Below are 23,868 nucleotides of genomic sequence, written 5' to 3' on the forward strand. Positions count from 1 at the left end.
ATCGTTCGACCGCGAGGCAGACAATCAACTAAGAAAACAATTATCAAAAGACATAATATCGAAGGTGTACGATTGGCTCTCGCGCACGCCGAGATAGGACAGCCAGTGCCAATTGCCATCCCGACCGCTCAAGTTCTTCGATGTGGACACCGAAGAAGCTGAGGGTTGGCCGGCTCAAGCTTGATATTACACGCGCCATGTTGTCGCAGGGTGCTACTTTGCAGAGGGATTCGCGAGCGACCGGCCCGAGCTAACGAGCGGAACCCCCTGTAAGGGGATCACCAGATTCGGCGTCGGTAGTTACTTGCAACTGAAATCTCCGCGCCGTCCCGGTACATGTCGTGGTTTCCCGAAAACGTATAGACCTGCGCCCGTTTTCCAAGCTTTCCAAAGACGTCGTCCAAAATGGAGGAGAAGTTCGATTTGCACCCATCCGGGGGGCCCGGCTAATGGACAACCTAGATCGAAGACGGCCGACCTGTTATTGGCTGAAGGAGCACGGCAATTTCGATCTGCTCGATGTTGGCGGCAATGGGCAGTTGGACATGGCGGCTTGAGTCGCTCTCATTCATCCACCATTGCGAGATAGTCCGAGAGTCGCATCCGACGATAGCCGGGCCGCTGCGGCGCCTCGTCTCCCGGTGGAACCATCAGGACGCTCTCCTCGCCGCGCGGCCGTGGGACGAACTTTTTGGGCGGGACCGGGTCGGCGCGATCCCAGTCGATCTCAAACGCGTCCGCAAAGTACTTTGCAATTCCGGCGTGATCGAAGATCAGTGAAGCATCGCGGTTGGTCGATACCCCCATGCCACTCCAATTGTGACTCCCGATCAGGACGCGCTTGCCGTCGACGACCATACCCTTGGTATGATGGTTGGGGATTTGCTTGAGACGCGAGTCGATGTCGACCCCCTTCGACTTAAAATACCAGGCAGAGTGGGTGGGATCCGAGAACTTCTTGCTGCTGTCCGCGCGCAGGATCACGCGGGCATCGTCCAGCGAAACCAGCTTGTCGGTCAGTTCGCCGATCAGATCGTCGATGTAGCCGCGATGCTGCCGCGGGTTGCTCGGCATTCCGATATAGGGGATCTGGAAAACGAGGCTGCGCCTTGCGGAGCGGATCAGCTTCAAAACGGCCTCGCTGTACACTCCGCCTTCGCGGTCGGGCGTGAGCAGAGGGGCCGCGACAATGCTTTCGGTGATCTCCAGGGGCTTCTTCAGCCGCGCTGGCGGCCGGCGTTCGCGCGGCCGCTCGATGGCTTCGAAGACGGACTCCGGCACATCGACCAGCGGCTCGCGATCATCCGCTTTCACCGGCACTTCCTTGCCGCCAAGGTCATGCGACCGCCGCACATCCTGAAGGATGTGCTCGCGAAATCGCTCGGCTAGAGTTGGGCTTTGAACAATCACGTGCCACTCGCGATTGCCGGGCAGGTCCTCCTCCGTAGCCCTGTCGCGCTCGGATGGATCGATGATCGGCTGGCTCGACGAACTCTTCCAGTTGCCAGAGGACAGCCAGAACTTGTCATCGTTCCGGACGGTGACCTTGATGTGATAGGACTGCTGAACCAGGCCGGTTGTTCCGAGCGGAACGGCGATGCGCTTGAACTTGCCATCGCCGAACCGATCGGCCCACTTCTGAAAGATCGCCTCTGCATCGAATTCGGTAGTCTCGTCGTCAACGTCAGCGAACGTCTTGAAGTCGGCTGCCAGGATGATCTTCGTTCCGGCAGCGAGACGTTTTGCCATCAGGTCGCTAATGGCTGATGCACGAAATTCGTATATCGCCGAAACCCAGGAGCCTGCATCCTCGCTCATAAAGGCCTTCAGCTCATCGAAGCCGTATTCCGGGCTGACGTGCGCGCGCACCGTCATCAGTTCTTCGACCGGACTCAACTGGTATTTTGGATCGCGGCGGGCATCGTCGTCGTAAGCGTTCGGAGCCGCGGCGGCCTCGAGAGACATCAGGCCCTCGAGCTGCTCTTCGACCGTGGCCGGGGCGTATTGGACCTGATAGCCCTGGAACGAATGCGGTCCGTCCGCGCGCAGCCCCTCCAGCGCGCCTGGTTGCGCTGACACGGCGATGCAGGGCGTATCGCCGATGCGGCCGTCATCCTCAAGATAGCCGACGCGCGCTGCGAGCACGCCTTCCGGCTTCTGCTTCCAGAACGCCTCGGCGGCATGCTCGACCGACATCCCGACACGGGCCGCACCGGCCACAGTCGATATCGTGCCGAGGTCGACCGTGATGGTGACCGGCACCGTGACGCTCACCGTGCCCCGCCCGCCGGGGGCGGGCTGCGGCGCCTGTGCGATCGCCGGCCGGGACTCGATCACCAGAGGCAGGGTCCAGCGCTTTTTCGCTACGTAAAAGTTGAGCTGGCTGGCCGGGACCGCCAGGTTCGTCTCCTTATAGATGCCGGCGAAGTGCAGGCCGACGACTTCGCGGGTCTTGAAATCGACGACCACCGATCCGGAGTTGCCGCCCAGCGTCGTGCAATCATGCGTCGTGGCACCGGCACGCGGCGCCGTGATGTAGCCGGGGGCAAACCGCTTCACGTCATATATGCCACGATAGAGCCGCTGCATCAGCGCCTGATCGGAGATGCGCGATGGCGGTGCCTTGGCGGGGTAGCCGAGCGTGAAAACGGCGGTGTTTTCCAGAGCGTCGGATCCTGCGATCTTGAACGGCGGCAGTTCATCCCCGTGGCCAAGGGACGCAAGCCTCATGAAGGCGATGTCGTTCGGCCCATCATCCGGCTCGATGTAGAGCACTTCGGCAATCTGGCGGCGCAGCCCACCAGATGCCGCATCGCGAAAATGACCGGTATCCCAAACCGTGCTCATCGTCCCGCCGCCGGCGCCTTGACGGAACACAAAGCCCTGCCCTTGTCGCCGCGCGAAGACATTCGCCACGTGGCGGTTGGTCACGATAATTCCGGCATCGATCAACCAGCCTGTCCCCGCGAATGGCGCACCGCCCGGAAAGTCCACGAGGTCGATGCGGCCGACCCGGTCGACCAAGCCTTCCGGAACCGCGCGACTTTGCTTCGACAATTCGAACAGCGTCTGTGCCTCGACACCGATAAGCGACACATCCTCAAAATTGAGACCGGCTTCTCCATTTCGCTCGACGAAGAAAACCGGTCTCTCCTCAGACACGATCGTCTCCAGATCGGCGATCGGACTGCGTGTCAAAAGGTCAATCACATCACGCGGGCTTGGCGGCGCTTCCTCGAGGTTTGCCGTCTCGAGACCGGCCTTGTCCCTTATCCGTTTGGCGATGCTCTGCGCCGCGTCGGGATTGCGCGCGAGCAACCGTTTGACGAACTCGATCAGATCGCTTCGTTGGGATTTGTCGGCCATCGTTCGCGCTCCGCGGTTGCTGGAAAATGATTACGGCGTCGCCGGCGAACTTGTCGCCGGTCAAGCGACGCGCGCCGGAAAAAGTTGTTTGATCTTCTGATGAAACAAGTCGGCGAATTGCTCAAACCCCGCCTTCGCAGGATGGAGTTCGTTGTGCCAGGAGGACACCTGCGGCGCCAGCACACCTTGCGTCCTGACGACCGTCACCCGAGGACCGCTCAGCGACTCCAGCATCGCCTCAAACTGCCCGAGCATCTCGCTGACGACGGCTTGGCCCGACGCAATCGTCGGAAAGTTGCGCAGACCGAAGGTCGGCTTGAGCCACGGTCCGAATTTGCAGATGCCGCGGCCGTCGGGTATGGCGAAATCATAACCATGAAAGATGAGATGCGTGTCGGGGCTGCATTTGTCGCGGATTGCAATCAGATCCTCATATCCGGCGCGCACCAGCGCCAAGGCCGCAGCAAAGCGCGGCTGATTGACGTGCGCCGCTGGTGGCTGAGTCGGATTCCAGTCCTTGACCCAGAGCGCCATCGGATTGTCGACGATGTCGTTTCCACCTCCGGAAAACAGCAGCAGGTCCCAATCGCCGCCCGCGGGACTGCCGTTCGTCAATCGTTCGGTCAGGGTCGTGCGCTCCTCGACACCCAGCATGAAACGAACCTCATCGCCCGTCTTCGCCAGGTTGAGGATGGGCACGCCCAGCCGTCGCTCCAGTCGCGGAACGATGCCGCCGCCGAACAGCGGCACGGGATATTCGAACCACGAATCGCCTTCGGCGAGGATCTGCAGAGGCGCGAACGCCTCGCCGCGCTCGCCTGCCGCCTCGGCGCCGCCTTCCCCGCGTCCCGCTCGCGGCGGCAACGTGCCGCGGGCCTTCATGATTTTCATGACTGCCTGGTATTCGCGGGTCCGGCGAACGCGCTCGCTGCGCTGTTCGCGTCGCAGCTTTTCGCGCTCCTGGCCAATTGTCCTTAGCGACGGCGACTGCGCTACCGCTGCCCGTGCGGTCTCGAGACCAGCCGCGCGTGGCCGCGCCGGCGCTGATACGCCGGCAAGCACGCGCGCTTCGTCCAGGGTCACGGGCCCGGCCGCGACCGCCGCCTCCCTTGCGCCAGATTGCGAGCCGGCCTTGCCCTTGCCGGACCGCGGCTTGACGGTGACCTTCCTGGTCCGCTTCTGCTTTGCCATACGCACAGCATGCTATCGTGATTGCAATACACATTCCGCACCCAGGGTCCCGCCATTCGCGCGGGCCCAGGCAGACAAAATAGGATCAACATACTACTTCAAGATGCATGAACGACCACCGCTCGTCAATGCGGCACTTGACTCAATCCAGGCAAGCGTACGCCTTGGCTCATATGGCTGCTTGAAATTCGAAATTCGGTCGACGCGGCGATCGAACTACAGCTTGTATTTGCCGTCCGAGTTTACCAGGACTCCGGCGCGCAAGACCCTGCACCTGCCGGTATCGACGCAGTCCTGCACCTTTTTCAAGACCTCATCGACCTTCATGCCGTCGCCCGCCTTGCGGCCGACCCCGTTGTTGAACAAGTCCATTTGCGTCGCGAGCGGCTTGCCGGGATTTCCGTCTTCATGCGTAGTCGCCCATTTCTCGGCCCAGACAACGCCCACGCCGCTGTCGGCCGCCATACGGGCGTTCCACAACGCATGACGAAAGGCATCGCCATTGTCGTCTTCGAGCGCCGTCGACTTGTAGCTGGCGAGAGCCTCGTTCACGGCAGTTTTCGCGTGTAACAGAACCAGAGCGCCGACGACGGGATTTTGCCTGAACAAATCCCATTCTGGGGCACTGAGAACACCTGAGGTGATCGGCAGCCCGCCGGATTCCTGACCAGACTTTTCATGTGCGAGCCTCTCCGCGGCCCGCTCGCTGCCCTCGGTCCAAAATCTTTCCGTCGGCTTCGGGGCCGCGGCCTCACCATTGATCTTGGCCTTCGGGACCGCTGCATTTCCGACCTGAGCCACCGCGCTCACGCCGAGCAAAGCCAACAGTTCGGCGGGAAGACCCGGAAGATGTCCGATAGGCTCGTTGCTGGCAGTTGCCACGACAAGCCGACCTACCGCGACCACATAGGCAACGAGAACCGCGGCTTGAAGCAGCAGTTGCTGCACGGCCGTCATATCGACGGTGTTCTGAACGCCAAACTGGCTATTGGTTGTAATGTCGGCAGGCTTCGCGTCATCGATCTCGATATTGCGGTACATCGCCCCCTGGCGCCGGGGGTCCGGGGAGAGAGCGCTCTCGTGGGCACCTGCATCCTTTGGCGGGGTCGCGGCATGGATCGAATTAACCACGCCGTTTCCGACGAGGCCCCCGAGCACGACACCAGCGAGCGCCCAGATGCTTGCATCAATCTCAACGAAGGACTGCACCACGCCGCTTCCGCCCGCCTTCCACAAGGCAACGTTCCAGAACGAAATTGCGAGGAAGGCCGAAGAGAGGACGACAAACCACCCGAACGTAATGACGCGCTGCAGTGAGTAGCAATTGAACTCGTCGACCAGCGCGGTCTTCACGCCGGTGATGCCGCTTGCAAACATAAATACGCCGAGCAGACAGACACCCCCGACAACCAATCGCAGGTAGCTTGGCGTCGCCGCCTCCGCATATCCGAGCGAAACCGCGGAAGCCACGATGAATGCCAACATTGCCGCGGAAATACGCCACCACTTCGTTTGCAGATTCATTTCGTTAAACCCTTACCGTCAACCAGAAATCAACTTTGCGGGAAGGACGCAGCGCCGGATCCGGATGATCGGCCGGTTCGACGCAGCCTCGAATACACGAAGGTCAAAGATATAATCGCCGCCGGCTGCGGGCCGATAAGACCGGCGCCACGCCGCTACCGATTCGACAAACGGGCCGACCCAGCCCGCCCAGTCCCCGGTCCGAAGTCCGGAGCGCGCAAGGCCCGACACGTGCAGGCCGTCTCCCTTGATATCGACCTCTTCAGCAAGAAGCGGCTCGAAGGTGAGGAGCACATCCAATGAAAGTTCTTCCAGAATCGCGTCGTGGTCGGAAGCACTGCCACCGCGCGGCCCAAGCAGATCCTTCAGCATTGCGGCGAAGTGTTCGCCGAACGAGCGAGCTTGCGACGCCATCTCCACCTCGGCCACGGTGAGTATGGGCACCAGCGGAGCACCCGACGCAACGGTCGGAACCCGATAGACGAATTCCTTGGCGACAGGTTTCCCCCGGATTTCGGCATTACGTGTCAGATCCAGCTCCGTCTGCACGGAGCGATAGGCAAGAATGTCGAGATCCAACGCATCGAGCCGTCTCAGTCGCTTCGCCAGATCCCCCTCATTGAAGATCAGCGGACCGACATCGTCGGTCTTCGGATGGGCGGCGTCGGCCGGACAATAAAGCTCAAAGCTCCCGGGCCCGGGCAGACCGGCGCGGCTCTTATCACGCTTGATGACAAGACGGCGCCGGCCGTCAGCCATGACCTCCTCTGCAACATCGTAAACATCGAGACGCTCGACCAGCGCGGCCTCGGATTCGATAATCTGTTGCGACAATGCGCTTGCGAGGTCTTGCGCGCGTGCCGCGAGGAATTTGGCAGCAGCCTCGCCGGTCGCCTCCCTGCCGAGCTGTCGCAGAACGGGCTCGACCGCCTCGGCAAAGATCGCAAACGCCCTTGCTCGCAGCGCGTCCCGGGTAAGGCCGAGTAATGCTTCCGTGGGCAATGGGCCGGTTCCCGGATTGTAGCGGAGGGTCAATTTGAGTCGATCGCTTCCGCTGCCTTCGTAGCTCCACGTTCGCGAATGCCTCCAAAGCCGCGCATCGCCGATCGTGTTCGCCACCGTGTTTCCAATTGATTCAACCTCGATCGCGGGCGTCCGCGGATACCGCTTTCGCACGATCGGGATGTCCGCATCGGGCAGCTCATAGACCCGTGGTGTCGCGAGCTTGAGCCATGCGGTCGGCCGATAACGCCCCGGATCTCCCGGCACCACGGCCTCGAGTGCGGGTCGCGGCAATCGCTGCACGTGCGTCAGCCGATACCCGGCCGGCGAAGGAACGGTGTTCTTGTCGTAGTTCGGCGTCACGTCGGTCGTGACAAACAAGTGCCGTCTCCCGCTCGCCGGAGCTCCGATCTGCATCGCGGACGGCCGCATCGTGTACGGCACGACGCCGGTGTCACGCGACACGATGCTTCCATATGCCTGCGGTCGCTTCTCCTCGTCATGCGGGACGGCAGCCTGATCCTCGTAATACGAGATCGTGTCGATTGCATCTGCAGCGGAGAGCCGCATCAGAACCCTGTCCTTCAAAATCGCGTTTGGAACGTTTCCGATGGCCGGCCGGCCATCGAGAACGGGGCGAAGATCTGCGACAAGTGACGCGGCAATCGACGCCTTGGCGATCAGGATCTGCTGCAGAGCGTCGCGGCCTCCTTGCGTGTCGGACAGTCTTTGCACGGCCGGAACATCGAGCACTTCGTCGTACAGCGTAAGCGCACGGGCAGCGGTTGCATCTGCATCGATCCGGTCGAAGCCAACCGACCGCACGGGCTTTTCGTCCCCGAACGTCGGCACGTCGGCAACGAAGCTGTGCAGGCCGGTTGAAATGGGTGGCAGTGCGAGGTCGTGGCGCACGGCGGTGGTGAAATGATTGGCCGGCGGAAGCACGTCTTGCCGCACCAGCCAGATCGCCCGCTCGACCAGCCCCGGGACGCTGCCATACCCCGTTGCGAGCAGGAACTGCGGCGCAAAGTGTGCCATGGAAGCCTCCAGTTCTTCCAGGGTGCGCCCAAAACCGGCGGGGAACGCCACGGTGTTTGCAGGCTTGGCAGAGCCGTCATGGCGCAGCGGCAGCGGCAACGGCACAACCACGCTCTTCACATCGGAAGGCTCAGTGCCATCCAGCCCATCCAGGCTGGTGCGCTCGACCCGAAGCGCCAATGCAAGCTCAGCGAACTCTCCATCCGAAACTTCGACATCAAATCCGAACACGACAGGATCGCGAGACAACAGCCGTTCGGCTTCCGTCCTGACCGTCGTCGCCGGAATTGTCCGCAAGTCTCTCACGCTCGTCATCGCACCGAACGCTGCGCTGGCAGCCTCCATGAACTTCCAGAGCTTCTCGACGTCGGGCCTCGCAAACGCGACCGACCGCTTCAGGGCACGAGTCTGCTCGCTCCCGCCATCGGTCAACGACACGCCGATGTGTTCGTCGCGAAGCTGCAATGCCGCCTGGGCGTAGATGACCCTGGCGCGATCTGACATTTCAATCAGCGCCCGGTACTGGTCGTCGGTCAGGGGGCCTTCACCTTCCGGCACGATTGACGACGCAGAGCGGGGATCAAGCACCATGGCTACGTTGAGCCGGCCGGCAGTGCTGCCAGGCCACCATGCGAGCAGCAGCCCGGGCAAATCGTTCAGCGGGATCAGGCGATCGGAGTATCGGATTTTGACCGGGACGCTCGCGAGCGGCGGCCCCGACCAATCGTTGCCGTAGACGTCGCGCCATTGACCGGCGAGCTGCAGCGTCTTGCCTACGGCAGCATAGGGCGACCTCGCATTCATCAGCTTGGCGAACGGCAGGGCCAGCCGGTAGGTGAGCATCTCCGTCACGCCCTCGTCGTCGGTGTGCCCCACAGCGAGGCTCTCGGATATCGAGACCAGCTCGGCATTGTCATCCCTGACCGAATAGGCGAACATGGAGAAGCGCGCGGCGAACTGGTCCCAAAGCTCCTCGTTGAGACCGGTCGGAACGGCGGGCCGCTCCGGCCGCGTCACGATGATGGGCAAGACCCCGGCCGGAGCGATTGGTTCGCTGAGCTCCGCCCGCGCCAACGGGTTTTCGCTGTCGATCTGGAACGTGAACGAGTGACCATCCAGATAAGCCGCAGGATCGGCCTGGTCGGCAGGAACATCGAATACGACTGCGTTCGCGTATCCCGCGCTCTCCTCGGTCAGGTACAGGATCATCATTAGCTCGATCGGCGGCGTGCTTCCATCACCCTCCGGGCGAGGCGGGAGCTGCTGGATCGAACTGCCAGCCGTCGGCCAGCCGATACTCGTGCCGGCGCGGTTCGTGACGCCCGCGCGCCGCACGATTTCGACAAAAGCCTGAAGCTCGTCGATCGAAGCCACATAGGTCTCCGAGATAGCCGTTTCCGCGGCCAGCTCTGTCGCTCCGAAAGGCCTTGCTTCGGCCGACAGGTCACTCTGCACGACCACGGCCGAAGTCGCTGCACCAACCAGCGGCTCAAGCCCATCCGGCTTGACGTTGTAGAACTCGGCGCGTGCGATCCGTTGCGCGCCGCCGGCCTCCAGGTTGAGGGCATCCAGCCAAACGCGATCGCCTTCGGGCATACCGGCGATCTCGAAGCGATCGAGGACGGCAGCACCCGGGGCCGGTTTCACCAGTTGCAGCCGCAGCGTCACCGCGATGACGGCGTGCGAGCCGATTTTTGCCGCGGCTTCCGGACGCGTCCGCTCGCCGATTCTGAAGGCACGGAGGCCTGGACGACTGAGAAGGCCCTCGCTACGCGTCCTCGCCTGGTGACGAATGACCTCGGCCGGGAACGGGACCAGATGGGCACGGTTGCCACCGAGAACGCGGGGGCGCCCCACGGCGAAGTCGCGCGGCACCGTTCGAAACCTGTCGGCGGCGCTGATGCGCCCGCCAAGGTCGGTAAACAGGTGCGCACTGGCCGCGAACTGGACCAAGGCATCGCTCTCGACGCCGTCGATAGCAAAGGTGAGCGCCCCGCCACGCAGGAACGAATCTCCCGTCTCAATGACGAAGGCCGGCCGCTCAGCCGGGACGGCGGGGCGCCCGAGCGGATGTTGCAGCCAGGCGAGCTGGTAGAGACCATGATGCATTCCGGGCGCAAGGTTCGGAGGCATGACGCCGGCGGGCGGCGAATCCGGGTCGGGGAGCCGCGGTCCATGCAAGAACAGGCGCGTCGCCATTGCGAGAACGCCTGAGCGAACCTCGTCCCGTTCCAGTTCGTCGAGCAGATCGCCCAGCCTGAAGGCATGAGGCGATCCATCCGCACGCGGCGCTGCGGTCCTGATCTTCTCCGCGGCGATGGCACAAAGGCGCGAGATCGAGCCGCGGATGATCAACCCGACATAGTCCTCGAACAGGACCTGCGCGATCGGGAGCCGCTGCGGCTCCGCCTCGGCGCCGACCGACTCGGCAACTCGGGAAGGCACAAGAGCGGCCATCTGACGCTGGAGTTCGGCGTCGATCTTTTCGCGGTAGGCATCGTTGACGACCTGCTTGTCGGCAAGGCGCGTCGTCACCGGCCATTCCGATTCGGCAAAGCCGCTCCGGGTGATCGTCGCGGTGGGCGGAAGCGGGAAGAACACGCCGCCGATTTGCGCGGCACCATCGACCGCGTCCGGCGCACGCGAGATCGTCGCGTCCACATTGGTCCGAAACAGCGCATCGACAAACAGGAAAGACGGTTGGCGCTTCCGACGCTCGGATGCGTGGGCGGTTCCGTCGAAGATCGTGTCGCCCGCAGCAACCCAAAGCGAAATTCTGTCGAGCGTGTCGAACGTGATCTCGTGATCGCGCAAGGCGACACCGGGGCTCCGGTTCGTGGTGTTTGCGATCGTCCAGGCCGCCATCAAGACAGCCAGGCTCGATCCGCCGACGGGATGCCCATCGGCCGTACTATCGGGAATGACGCCGAGAAAAACGGCGTTGGCGCGAACGGACGCGTCGGCTGCCGCTGCGAGCGTCATGTCCGGCATCAGATACACGGGCATCCGCCATGGCCCAAGATCCGGTGCGAGCCGCCAGTCTGCCGGATTGATGTTTTCGGTCCAGGCCGGCGGCTCCTTGAACACCAGAAGCGGCCTGCCGGCTTCGGTCACGACAATCGACTCGGTGCCGGCACGCGGCTGGAACAGGTAGTACTGCGTGTTGCGGTCCGACCCGACGTAGACGGAATAGTCTACGGTCGTCGAGAAGCTGAAATGCAGACTGATCTCGATGGTCTTGCCGAACACCCTGAAGCGGGCGATCACGACCGAAATCCGCACGCTGACACCGGCCTCGATATAGAGGCGAATGCGGTGGTCCGTTTTCATATCGAAGCCGTAAGCAACCCATACGCGAATGGAGACTCCGGCCTTCACGATGCCGAAGTCGACATAGCCGTATATCTCGCCGAGTATGCCGACCTGCCCGCGGATCGCGACGAAGGTGGATGCTGCCTGCGTCCACTGGCGCACCTCCGGGCGAGCCGGATCGTGCCAGAGCACGCCATAGCCTCCCTCGATCTCGGCGAACACCGTGACCGAGAGCCCGGCACGAAAGATACCCTTGTTGATCTCCTTGCCGAGGCCGACACGAAACGCCATGCCGACCTCGGTGACGGGCTTGTAGGTCAGAAGGCTATCATCGACGATCAATGCGCCCGATCCGCCGCCCTGGTGAAATCTAGGCTGTGGGATCAACCATGCAGCAGGCCCCGATACGCGGCGGAAGTAGAGCCCGCCAGATCCGATGAACGGGAATACCTGTACGCCGAAGGCGCGTCCATAATCCTTGTTGAAGGGATAACCGAGATCGACGGTGAAACCGCCGTCGGTATAGATCTCAAATGCGATCGTTGGAAGCGTGACACTGACGACGCCGAATTCCAGCTGACGCCAGGCCGGCGGCGCGACGATCTCGATCGAATAGACGCCGAGCTTTTCACTGAGCTTCCGATACAGCACATCCAGCGAGAAGAGATAGTCGCTGGAGCCGGGCGACAGCGTGACACCGAAGCGAATGCCATAGATGTCGTCGTCGCGCATCGCAAGGCCGAGCTCGACGCGATCGGCGAATACTGCGGAGAAGCCGACGGACCAGCCTCGCGACGGGTCGAAGCGGATGTAGTCCCTCTCGATCGCGGTGGATATCTTGTCCAGCGCGGCCGTCTCGTTGTTTCCAGGATCCTGGTCATACGGCGCTTTCGATGTCAGGGCCGTAAAGCGACCGACGACCTCCTTGGTGGTCCTGGGAGGAGGCTGGGTCGCCGGAAGCGGATCGACACGCTGCCCGAGCGCAATCGCCTTCAGATCGAACACGCCAATCTTGCCATCGATGGGCTTGCGGGCGGCGAACCAGCCGATGCCACTCGCGGCCTGTCCGCTCCCCAGCGTTTTGGGGTCCACGAACAGGAACAGGGAGATGCCTGCCTCATCCTTCGGAAACTTGTATCCGAGAATTTCGAGCTGGGCGCCGATCGCATAGAGCAGCTTGATCTGCGATGAAGCGCCGCCCCCCGGCGGCCGGAACTGCTTGTCGAGAATCTTGAACCGTTCGGCCCGCAGCTTGATCACGCCTTCGATGCCGATGTCGAGCTTGCCATCGCTTTCCGGGAATTTGATGCCCAGCGCCCAGCGCGGAGCCCATCCGCCACCCGTCCTCACTCCGTCACTGAAGCCGAACAGCACCGACAGCTTGAATCCCTTCTTCGGCGCCAGCGAGCCGAGGAATCCGAGATCAAGATCGAACTCGAGACCAAAGCGGAAGCCGTCGGTCTCCGGAAAATTTCCGAATCCAAAATAGCCGAGATTGGGAAGTCTCAATCCCTTCCCGAACAGGTTCAGAGCCTTGAACTTCAATGGAAAGGAGGACCAGAATCCGCGGCCGGGCCGCTTGGCGGCGGAGCCGAACTGAAAGCGCAGCCGCCCCGGATTGAAGAACATTCGCAGGGCTCGCTCAATCGCGTGGCCGGGCAGGTTCGGAATCCTGAACCCCGTCGCAATGCCCATGTCGCTGAAATCGAGGGCCTCGATATCGATGACATCAAGCCCGCCCAGGGAGCCAAATTTGACCCTGCCGTCCAGAAGAAAGCGGGAGACGACCGATCTTGCATCCGCCCCGTCGGGTTTCGAATCGTCGGTCACATAAGCAATGCGATTGACGTCGACTATACGGATGATTGCATCTTCATCGCCCTCTTCAGGTGCAACCTGCCCCTCCTTTTTGGCGGCGTATCTGAAGCTTTGCTCGGGGTCGGTCTCATAGGTGTATACTTCACGCGTGGCTCCGCCTTCGCGTATCCGCTCGTAGCGTCCGACCAAAGACAGAATGGAGTCGTGCTTTCTCTGCCAGGCCGTGCTCGCTCTCTTCTCCCATATGTCGCCGAACCCATGGAACAGACGTCCCAGGTAGAAGTCGATCTTGGCTTGAAACGTCGAAATTTCGCCGTTCGCAAAGCTGACGAGCAAGCGCCGGATCTTGAAGCCGTAAGAACCGTCGTGTTCGGGCTCTTCCTCATTTGCTAGGGCAGGTTTGATCGCCGAGCCGTCGTCCCGATAGTCGACCAGACCGGAAAGGCGCGATTTTGTGGACCCGCCCGAATTGCCGATACCCTTGAGTTCGATTGCAACATACTCGCCGCGCAGCCGGTCGAGATCCATGCCGCCGAGCAGACCCTGGACCTGCGCGGGGAGATCGCCGAGCCCCAGATCGCAATTGATGATGAGAACGCCGGCCCAGTTGCCGTCGTTGAGAATGCTCAGCAGTAGCTGGTATTGCCTGGCCGCAGCGGAGTCGGTGGCAGCGGCTTCTGTCTTCGCACGGTTGATGAAGGCCTTAAGGATATCACGCGCATTCGCGGTCGGATCCTCTTTTCCCTCGGGTCCCGGGCGCAGAAACTGATCCCTGCCCGACCAGGATGCCGGGTCATCGGCGAGTTCGATGATACTTCTGCTTTCATATCCCTTGATGATGAAAAGCGTCTCGGGGCGTAGTTTTTGACGGTCCGCGCGCCCTTCTGCGCCCGGAATGCCGACATCGAAAGGCCAGCCCCCGATTGCCAACCGGCTCTCGAGGGAGGTGCCACCTTGCGCCGTCACGTCGGGCATCTTGTTCGCGACCAGGAACAAGCGATTGCGGATCAATGCGTCGGCAACGGCCGGCAGCACCGGCCCCTTCCCTCCGCCCGGGGTCCGGCCGCGAACGGCAAATTGAAACTGCGCCGGCTGCCCCTTGGCGGTGCCAACCGAAACGGCAAAGACGATCGCCGCGATGCGCCCGTCCGGCAGGCGCTCGACCTCGAAGCCGAGCGGCGTCGTCGATCTGCTGATGACCGGATCGGTTTCGGTCGCGGGCGAACTCTCGGTGACAGTATATCCCTTTGGGGCCGCCAGCTTGCGGCGCTCATGCGCCAGCCTTTCTATGTCGAACGCCTGAGCGGACTTGCGCTTGTCCTGCTGAACGCCGCGCGGCGGCAGGACAGGCACAAAACCCGCCGGAATATTCGCGGCGTCCTGCCTCCCGACCGTCAGCTCGAGCGGCGCATGCTCGAGCACACCGCCATCCATCTTCAGGTTGCGGCCACTGGGTGGCTCGGCGATCATTCGCATGGTGCCGGAGGGATCGCCGCGGTGCACGCTCATCCACGACGTAACGCCGAGGCTGTCACCTTGCGCCGAGAGCGCGGGCGTGTTCGTGGCTGCAGTGCTCTCGGCGGCTTCGGCAAACCCCTCCGGCGGGCGCTTGTCAATCGCGGGGCCGAGGTCGAACGTGACGAATATATCTCCGGACGCTTCAGTTCCGGAAGCTGAAGGCCCCAAAGTCTCGCTGGGCGCAAAACCAGGCAGCAGTCCGAGCAGCGCAAGGTCGAGCGCCGCACCGGCTTCGGTGCCTCCCGCAGGTGGCTTCACCTTTGCCTTGAAGGTCCCGCGCAACGACATCGTGTCGTCGTAGTCACTGGCACCTGCTTCAAGTTTCAGCGGCTGGCGCGTGAATACAAAAACCGGTCCCCGCTGCAGCGCCGGGGTCGGATGCGGCACGACTTCAACGTCGTGCCCGGGCGCTGTCGGGATCGCCAGGACGAGCGCTTCGGTGTCGGAGCGAGGCAATGGTTGGAGAAACGACCGGAGCTGGTCCAGCGGTGCAAACGGATCAAGCGAAAGCACGCATCGACCGCTTCTCGTGCCGGCCTCGCCGCCGTGCAGCACGGCAGCCTCTTCCGTAGAGGTCGCGGGCGATCCATCGTTCCGCTTCAGGTAAGTAAAGCGGTTGACGAGCCCCGCGCCGACGATCTCGTCGATCGACGTCGGCGTCAGGACATCGCTACTCGAGCTGAGGTGACCCTCGCCACGGAAACATCCGATCGCGGAAGCGTCCGTGAGATCGAGCTCCAATTGCATGATGGCGAAGGGCGAGCGGCTTGTGTCCAGTGCGCGCCGTCGACCGAAAACATGTCCGGATCCCTGGGGCGTGAATACCAGACCGATCGGGCCGGCCGAAAGCATCGATCGGTCGAGGTCAAGGACGTATTCCAGCAATCCTGTTGCCGGATCCTCGAGCTGGACCTGGTTAGCGCCGAGCGGAAAGGACCCGCTGCGCCCGCCTTTCAATACGAACAGCGGCACACCGCCGCCGGCGCGACCGAAAGCAATTCGCTCCGCTGTCTGGGCGAGCCCGATTGTTGCCTGCTCGGCCGCCCGATGATCGAGCCATGCAACGATCTCCGAAAGTCCGGCAAACGGTTGCGCTGACGGCAGCACCCAAAAGATGCCGTTGCGAACGACGCTGTCGTCCAAGGTCAACGACGGCTCCGACGCGACATCGTTGATAGGACGAAACAGGATTCTGGGGTTTACAGCATCGTTGGCAAAAATGGACGAAGTTCCACAACGGGAAAATGTCACCATGAAATGCGACTCCCTTCGGTCAACGGCAATCCGAGTAAACGACAATCCTTACGGTCAATAATCAGGGGGGCTGGAAGGCCACCGAGTTCAATCGTCACCGCCTTGCCGAGCCGTGCACCGGGCGGCCATTGATCGGTGGCGTCCTTGATCGGTTCGAAGCAGCCTTTTTGAATATCCGCCGGGAGGACATGTGCAAGGCGTGCTCCCAGCGGCACCTGACGATCCTGCCCGCCGATCTCGATCTTGACGTTCGGCGAATAGGTCAGGCCACCGAGGGCGACCGCACATGCAACCTGATATTCCGGCTTGCAAAGGACCGTTCGGTCGAATGCGGTCGTATGAGCGTCGGCTGTGAACTTGTCCAACGCGGCCAGATCCTGCGCCGCCACGATCAACGTGGCCGGATTTTGAGCGAGCGAGTCAGGCGCCTTGCTGAAATAAATGGCCGGGCTCGGAATAGTCGCTATGGTCTGGACCTGGCGCAAGTTTCTCGGGAGAAAAACCCGCACAACCCCTTGCTGGAGCAAATCCTCAAAGACGACATGGGACGCGAGGGCCCCGAGTTTAAGTGTGGTACCGGCCTCCACTGCAGCCCCGGCGGCGCTCTCGGCCTTGGCATTCTCGGCATTGGCGTTCTCGGCATTGGCGTTCTCGGCATTGGCGTTCTCGGCATTGGCGTGCTCCGCCTTGGCGCTCTCGGCCTCGGCGCTTTCCGCCCCGAGGCTGCTCGGCCGGTTAAGCCTGCCCGACAACATGTACGCCAAAAACAGGTCAGAGGCGGCGCGCCCGCGCGGCGCGGCCACCTTTCGCGGCCTAGGAACCAATGCGTAGGGATCAATCGGATCGGCCTGGGTGGACAGATCCAGTGGCGCGCCGGGCTGCATCGTGCGCGACACCGGATCCACGCTGGTCGACTTGAAACGAAGCGACATCGCCGGGTGCAGATCGAAGAAATGGAAATTTCGATCCGCCCGATGCGTGTGTAGCATCATCCCGTCGATCGTCTTCGGCAGGCGCGAAACCACTTCAGATACGATCTGCCCGTTCAGGAGCTTGTGACTCTCGTCAACAAGTTTCGAAGCCGTTCGTCCTGCGGCGATGCTTGCGTAGCAATCGACGATCCGTTCCCAGGGCTTCGTGGCCGGATTCTCCACGGCGGGATTTCCGACGGAAGACGTAAGTTTTTGAGGTAGCGTCGCCAGATGCAGGGCGACGGCCCAGTATCCGGGGATCAGGTATGGCGTGCTCTCGGCCTTGGCGAGCCGAAGGACGATGCGCACCCCGTCGGTCGTGCGCGTTCCGTTGAGGCGGCGAACCGGGACGACCTCGACCGAGCCGGACAAGTTCGGCTCGAACTGGTGAAGAGGGTATTTCGCCGAATCGACGCTGCCGCCAGGTCGAGCGAGCTCGACCCAAGGTGTCGATGGATACTCGAATTCGGCCGGCGGGCGGTTTGCGGGAGCCTCCGACGCAGGCGCCGCGATCGGTGTCCGGCACGCCTTGCTGATCGCGTCAATCTTCAGGTCGCCCTCCGCGAGCGTGACGCGAAACGGACCATACGGCATGCTTCCTTCCGGAAACAGTCGAAGCGCCATATCGTCGGACTCGGGCGACGGAGCCGACGCGTGCGTCAGCGCCGCGGAAAGAATCTCGATCTCGACCCGACGATGGGACGGTTGCGGCGCCGGCTCGCCTGCAGCCTCGGTGGCCGGCCTGGCAGGATCCGCACAAGCGCCGCCTGCTCCTGAATTCGCCTTGGCCTGCCCGCGTCCTTCGATCTCGAGCGCGAGCGGCACGCCCGGCGCGCTTTGTCGCAACAGTGCGGCGATCGTCTGCGCGCGCTGGAACGAAAGCTTCAGGTTTGAATCGTCCCCGCCCTCGCTGTCGGCGAAACCCGAAACGCGGACGAGCAGGCGCGACTTCGACGGCCTGCCACTGTCACGATTCGCCGCGACGAGCAGGGCCCCCAGCTCCTTGATCTCCCGAATGATGGCAGCTGGCCGCTTCTTGTCGGACGACCAGACATGGCCGCTCAACCTGCTCGCACCGCGGGGAAAGCAGATCAGAGGCTCGCGAATGACGATAGTGCCGCCGGTTTCGACAGGACCGCCATTGATGAGCGCCAGTTTCTGATACAGCGCATTCACGCAGGTACCGTGTGCACCGCAGTTGTCTTCACGGACTGCGGCGGACGTTGCACGAGTGGCGGTCGCAAGACAAAGGAGCGTCAACAGAGCCGCGCATGGCCGGCATGGCGCCCGCCGACTCGTTCGGTTGTACCTCATCCCCCACCCCCTTAGAAAGATTGCCCCATCAGCAAATGACTTTCAACGAGTATAAATTCTCAAGCAGTCGGTGACAGCATAGACGTCAGCCAACGTCTCCATCCCTGAAATGCGGCAGCTATCGCAATGAAATCCTGCGCCCGATCGCTGTGGTGGTCGACGATCTCCGCATATGCAGATAAGGCTTCGACGAAACTGCCGGCCTCATCGGCCAGCGAAAGAATGGCGTAGCCATCGAGTGGCCGCCGACTGCGGGCCTGGCGGCCGCCGTTCGCCAGGTATTTGTCGACCGACGACCACCATCCAAGCTTGCTCGGAATCTCTCCTGGAAATGCCCTGGTCAGGGCGTGCCCAGCCGGCTCTATCCAATCGGGATGTGTCCCGGCGAGCGTGTTCAGGACACATCGCGCCGCGGCCTCCGAGCCCGATGCGGCCATCTGTGCGACCAACCCCGCGAATTCGCGCGTGAACTTTGGGTCGGCGATCACCGCGTTGCCCGGAATCGCGGACGAGCCCTTCAGCAAGGTCCTCATGCCGGAGACTAGCTCCGGAAAATTGGGCTGCAATTGGGAAGCGACGGCTTCAAATGACTTTCCGAACTCCTGCAACATCCGCGCCCCGATCGTGGAGAAAACGGCGTTGAAATCGAGCTTTCGCAAAATCGGTCGCGCCGTATCCGTTTCATGGAAAGCGAGCACGCACAATGCGCCGCTCGTGGTCGCGGCCGCCGGCACCTTTTGTCCACTCCTGCACATCGCTCCGACTGCATCGAGGATGCGAGCTTTTCGCTCCAGAACGACCGAGCCGGCAACGAAGTCATCCGCATGCACGATGCACGCTGCATAGTCCCAGGCTGCATCGCCCAATCCGGTCGGGAACGATACGAGCTTCCAGTCGGCCATGCCGGACTGCAGCAGGACGGGAATGGCCTGCGGGTCGCGTGCCCCAAGACGCAAGCAGAAGCGCAACGGCCCGCCGGCAGCTTCATCGGCCATGCGCGCGGCATCGAAGTCGCCGTCGCCAAGCGCAGCGAACGCAGGCGCCAGCGGTCCGGAGGTCGTGCCTCGATTGAGCCACTCCCGCAGCTCGTCCCAGTTCCCCGAACGATACTGGGTTTCGCAGACCATCCCGACGAGCGCAGGATTGTGCGCGCCCCTCTGCAGATCGTCCAACACGGAGGAAAGCCCGACGACCGCTCCCCGCTGCAGAAGACGCCTGCCGAAAGCCACCAGCAACGAGGACGCCACCCTAGGCGGCAACGTTCTGAGCGCCTCCGCAGAGACCGCCCGTCCGAGCCTGACCTTGAGGTAGACTTGCGCCGCCCCCGTCAGGTCGTCGACGGCACTGGCCAGGAGGGCTCCCACCTCTGGCCTCCAATAGGAATCCGCCTCCTCGATTCTCTCCTCGCCGCTCAACAGCAGATGGTAGATCGCTTCCGCGCGCATGTCGGTGCTGCTGTTGGCCCGGGCGCGGAAGAATTTCGTGGCTCGCAAATTGGCGTTGTCGAACCGCCGGCGATCCTGCCGGCGCATCAGGTCGAGCATCGCAAGCCTTACATCGCTTCGGTGCCGCAGGCACTCGCCGGTGCGGGTCACAAGCCAGCGCTCGGATTCAAGCCGCCGCAACAGCTCCATCGCTTCGTCCGTTGACAGCGCATCGGCTTTTTCGACGAGGCCGCTGGCCGGGGCCATAACCTCGCGGATGACGTCGGTGGTGACGGCGCGCACGACCAGCCCGGGCACCGCGAGCTGCCGTACCTGCGGGTCGTTGATGTGATTGACCATCCGGTTGATCAGGATGCCCGTAATGCGCCTGCTCGTCACCAGGTCTGCGCCGGCATCACTGTCATCGTCTCCGGCCGACTCCTGCGCATCCCCTGACTCGCGGTCAGATGCCTCGACTTCCCGAATGATCTCGTCCAGGAGAGACGCACGCTCCGCTTGGTCCCTGCTCTTGAGCCAGTTCATGACGATTGCGACATCGAGAGGACTGCCCCGCAGCAGCTTGGCAAGAGCTGTGATCTGCGAACTCGCGATTCCGATGGCATCGCTTTGGTTGCGCCGGCGGATGAGTTCGACAGTGGCCGCGAGTGGAAGCGGCCCGAGCTTGATGGGCGGGTGACTAGTCGTGATCTCCGGCGCGCCGGCGCGGCCTGCTACAACGACCCGCAAATTCTCCCAGCTCCCCCCGGATCTCGCGCCCGTCGGCGGCGTCGGTGCGCGCAGCGTTGCGATTAGATCTGAGATACCTTTCACCGCCTGCTGGTCGTACTGAACCACTTCGAATGTGTCGAAGACGAGCAGTACCGGCGCCCGACCCTCGTTGATCGATTCGATGATCGACCTCAGCTCGAAGCAATATGCATTGAGCTGCGATCGCGTCGTATCTTCGAGCAGCCGCTGCGACGGATTGTTGGCCAGCAGATCGATTGCACCTCGCAAATCGGCTCGGAATTTGGCCAGCGGCGCTTCCAGCCCGGGAAACCACGTGGAGAATTGGAGGGCAATGTCGATGAGGATCTGCAGCGGCTGGCGCGGTGCCAGCGCGGCGCGATCGAAATCGAGATAGGCGAAGGGTAGATCGATGCCCGGAAACAAGGCATGGTCGAGAATGAATTTTCCGATCAGACTTGACTTGCCCATGCCGCCGATGCCGCTGATGATCAGCGGCTCGTTGGCGGCGTCGCTGAAGGTTATTCTCTGCCACAAGCTCCGAATGGCTCGACTTGCATATTGCCTGAGCTCTTCGGGCGGCACGATTCCAACATATGCGCGCAGCGTCTCGATCTGCTTTTCACGGCCGACGATGCGGTCTCTGCTGCCGTCCGCGCCATCCTGCTCCGTCCGCCCAACCAGGACTCTCAAGGGCTCCAACAATTCGCGTTTGGCGATTTGCCTGCGGACATCTGCCGTTGGCGGCACCGCCGCGAAGTCGGTCCCGGCGAGCCAGCCGGACACGACCATCAACTGATCGAGCTCCGAGGCCGTGGCGGCGTCTAGCTCGGGCAAATCACCCTTTATGACCCGGCGGAGCATGGCGCCCTCCAGATCGTCGCTGTCCGCAGGTATGTCGATCGCGGACTTCAGCGTGTTGGACGCGTTGGCATCCAGCAGCACCTGCCGACGGACGCTGGGCTTGAGTTGCCACATGGGCGTCCCGCTCCGCGGCACCAGTTCGGATTGGGCAAGCAACGCACGAAGATCCGGACTTTCGTCCTTGTCGGGCGAGAAGCCGATACTGTTGGGAAGGAAGTAGCCGCGGGTGGCGGCGGCCAGCAGCTGCTGTGACGCGAGGTCACCAGGGAAAGCCGTCTCGGTCTTGCCCGACACGGAATTCGCAGCGTCCCGCACCACGCTCAAATCGCTATCGAGCTTTGCCGTATCGATACCGGCTGCTCGCAATCGCGCGACGATGTCAGCCATTGAAGACGTGCTATCCGGTGCCGCCATGCCATTCACCTCTATTGCATGACCTTGATTGCCTTCAGCGCTGGGACCACACCGCCAGCCAACGTCTTCAGCCTGAGCCCAGGATCGGCCAAATCCGGCAACGTGGCCTTCGAATATTCGTAGAGCGCTGCAACCGTATCATCGTTGTAGCGGCCGTCCGCGCCAGCGGCAGAAACTGCTGCCCGAATGCAGCTCTTCCAGGCTTCGATGCCAATCGTGTCGTAAGCGACGACATCGTGCTTGTACTGACTTGTATATTCGCGCACAAAATCGGGAATATGACCGATCAGCAGCCAACGCATCGATTTCAAGCCCGGTCCCAACACCTGCTGCGTGTCCGTGACACCGATCATCCCCGCGATGAGTTCCTTCAGCCCTCCGTCAGGCGGCGACTTGTGGATGTCATCGATGACGATCCAAACGAGTTCGCGCAATACCAGTTCCTGACCTGCCGCCGGCCCCATCGTTCTGTCGATCACGGTTTCGCTCACGGTAAGTCCAGCGTTTTTGGCGCGATCCTCCAACAGCCGACCGAACCAGGCCGGCAGATCGTTTGCCCACCAGCGGGTCCGTTGCCGCTCGTCCGTAGGTTTTTCCGGCATACCCCTCATTTCGCCAAGATCGATGCGGCGGCCGAGTTCCAGGAGAAAATCCTCCGGCCTGTCGGATTTAAATTCCTTCATTTCCTCGGCGGAGAATTCGACCACGATCGCGGGCCGACGTCGTGCAATGGCGCGCAGGATGCGGGTGGAAAAGCTCTTGCCGGACTTTCCAGGAACACTAGATGCGTTCTGCTCGCTGACGACCAGAACCCGCTGCACCGCATGCGAATCGAACATCGCGAATGCGGCTTCCTTGAAATCCACCCTTCCCAGCACTGGCTCGGGCTTCTGGCGATCATCGGACAACGACCACAGCCCGTCGTTGGTCCCGAAAACGGCGGATGATTCCAGCAGAAGGCCTGGTTTCTCCACCGAAAGCCGGGCGATCACCTGATTTATAAACACACCCTGATTGCAGAGACTGGTGGGCCTGTTCGGATAGGCTGACGGGTGCCCCGCATTGTGAAACCCGACGATATCCGGCGTTGCGTCGAAGCAAGGTGATCCGGAGGAGCCTCCGTTCGTGTTGGTCGAATAAAACAATCGGGTCGAGGGATCGGGATCGCTGTCGACAAAGTCCCCCTTATCGAACATCTGGGGACCGGCGGAGGGATGCTGCAGAAGCGCGATTGCACTGCCAGGACGCGGCGGGCGCACCGGGGCGCCCAAACGCTGCCATCCGCGAAGCTTGCCTCCGCCTCCGCCAATGGATTCGGCACCGATCCGCTCGGCCAGACGAATGATTGCGCAGTCGAGGCGCTGGTCAATCGGCGGCGGGCCGAAAAGGTGGGTCCGTCCGTCATCCGGATGCTTCATGCTCGACCATTCGAGCCAACGGCTGGCTGGCGGATTTTCCCGAGGAGTCACGAGCCTGACCACGCGCAGACCACTCGGCGGGGCTGCGACGGCGAAGGCGCCGACGGGCGCCCAGTAGTCGAACACGAAAGCTAGGCTCTGCTCCGCTCCCGCCAGCGCAACATCCCCGGCCGGGCCGGGGACCAGGAAGCGCTCGACGACGTGACGCGCCGTCAGAACGAGATCTGCCCCGATGAGGAAACCGGTCCCCTTGAAGCCCGGCTCGTACGGATCGTCGATCCAGATCGCACACACACGGTAACGGGCGGCCTCCATTCCTTCAAAGAACGTCTTCGAAACCAGGAAGGGCTGAACCTTGTTGTTCAGGCTCTGGAGGTTAGCCTGATCGGCCACTCCGTCCGCATTCACGGCAATCTGGTCCGAGAGGATTCCGCGAAGCACGGCATTGGTCTGACTGCGACTGATGAGCTCGACACAAAACCGTTCGAGCCATCCCTGGCTGGCCAAGTGCGGTACCAGCGCTTCCGTCAAGACGACCTTGTTGCCCGGATCCTGTGGCGCAAGACGCTCGATATAGTTCTTGCGATCGCTCGGCTGCGTGTCGGGCGGCAGGATCGCGTCGACCGCCGCCGTTATCACCGCCCACGAGGCGTAGAGATTCAAGACTTTCGGTAAAATCGCCTGCGTCGGCAT

General features: G+C 62.3%; 7 protein-coding genes. All 7 read right to left on the reverse strand.

Annotated elements, in window-relative coordinates; genetic code table 11:
- Positions 1 to 564: 564 nt before the first annotated feature.
- The 7 genes from IF809_RS15165 to IF809_RS15195 all read right to left on the reverse strand — a co-directional run bounded on the left by IF809_RS15165 (position 565) and on the right by IF809_RS15195 (position 23,868).
- A complete protein-coding gene (locus tag IF809_RS15165) occupies positions 565 to 3,366 on the reverse strand; it encodes a trypsin-like peptidase domain-containing protein (protein ID WP_028143542.1) in 2,802 nt (933 codons plus the stop codon).
- 60 nt (positions 3,367 to 3,426) lie between these two features.
- The gene (locus IF809_RS15170) at positions 3,427 to 4,116 is read right to left on the reverse strand and encodes a hypothetical protein (RefSeq protein ID WP_157461074.1); all 690 of its coding nucleotides are present in this window, start codon (positions 4,114 to 4,116) and stop codon (positions 3,427 to 3,429) included.
- Between the two features lie 657 nt (positions 4,117 to 4,773).
- Positions 4,774 to 6,081: a DUF6973 domain-containing protein gene (locus tag IF809_RS15175; protein ID WP_028160482.1), complete on the reverse strand. Its 1,308-nt coding sequence runs from the start codon at positions 6,079 to 6,081 to the stop codon at positions 4,774 to 4,776.
- Between the two features lie 18 nt (positions 6,082 to 6,099).
- Positions 6,100 to 16,023 carry a hypothetical protein gene (locus tag IF809_RS15180; RefSeq protein ID WP_212477298.1) on the reverse strand — a complete coding sequence of 3,308 codons (9,924 nt, stop codon included), beginning with the start codon at positions 16,021 to 16,023 and terminating at the stop codon, positions 6,100 to 6,102.
- Positions 16,017 to 18,170: an OmpA family protein gene (locus IF809_RS15185; RefSeq protein WP_212477299.1), complete on the reverse strand. Its 2,154-nt coding sequence runs from the start codon at positions 18,168 to 18,170 to the stop codon at positions 16,017 to 16,019. Before IF809_RS15185 ends, IF809_RS15180 begins: the two co-directional genes overlap by 7 nt.
- A gap of 197 nt (positions 18,171 to 18,367) precedes the next feature.
- Positions 18,368 to 21,730 carry a hypothetical protein gene (locus tag IF809_RS15190; RefSeq protein ID WP_441258654.1) on the reverse strand — a complete coding sequence of 1,121 codons (3,363 nt, stop codon included), beginning with the start codon at positions 21,728 to 21,730 and terminating at the stop codon, positions 18,368 to 18,370.
- A gap of 38 nt (positions 21,731 to 21,768) precedes the next feature.
- Entirely contained in the window at positions 21,769 to 23,868 is a 2,100-nt protein-coding gene (locus IF809_RS15195; RefSeq protein ID WP_038936579.1) for a trypsin-like serine peptidase, read from the reverse strand.

The sequence above is a fragment of the Bradyrhizobium sp. UFLA06-24 genome (assembly GCF_054967145.1).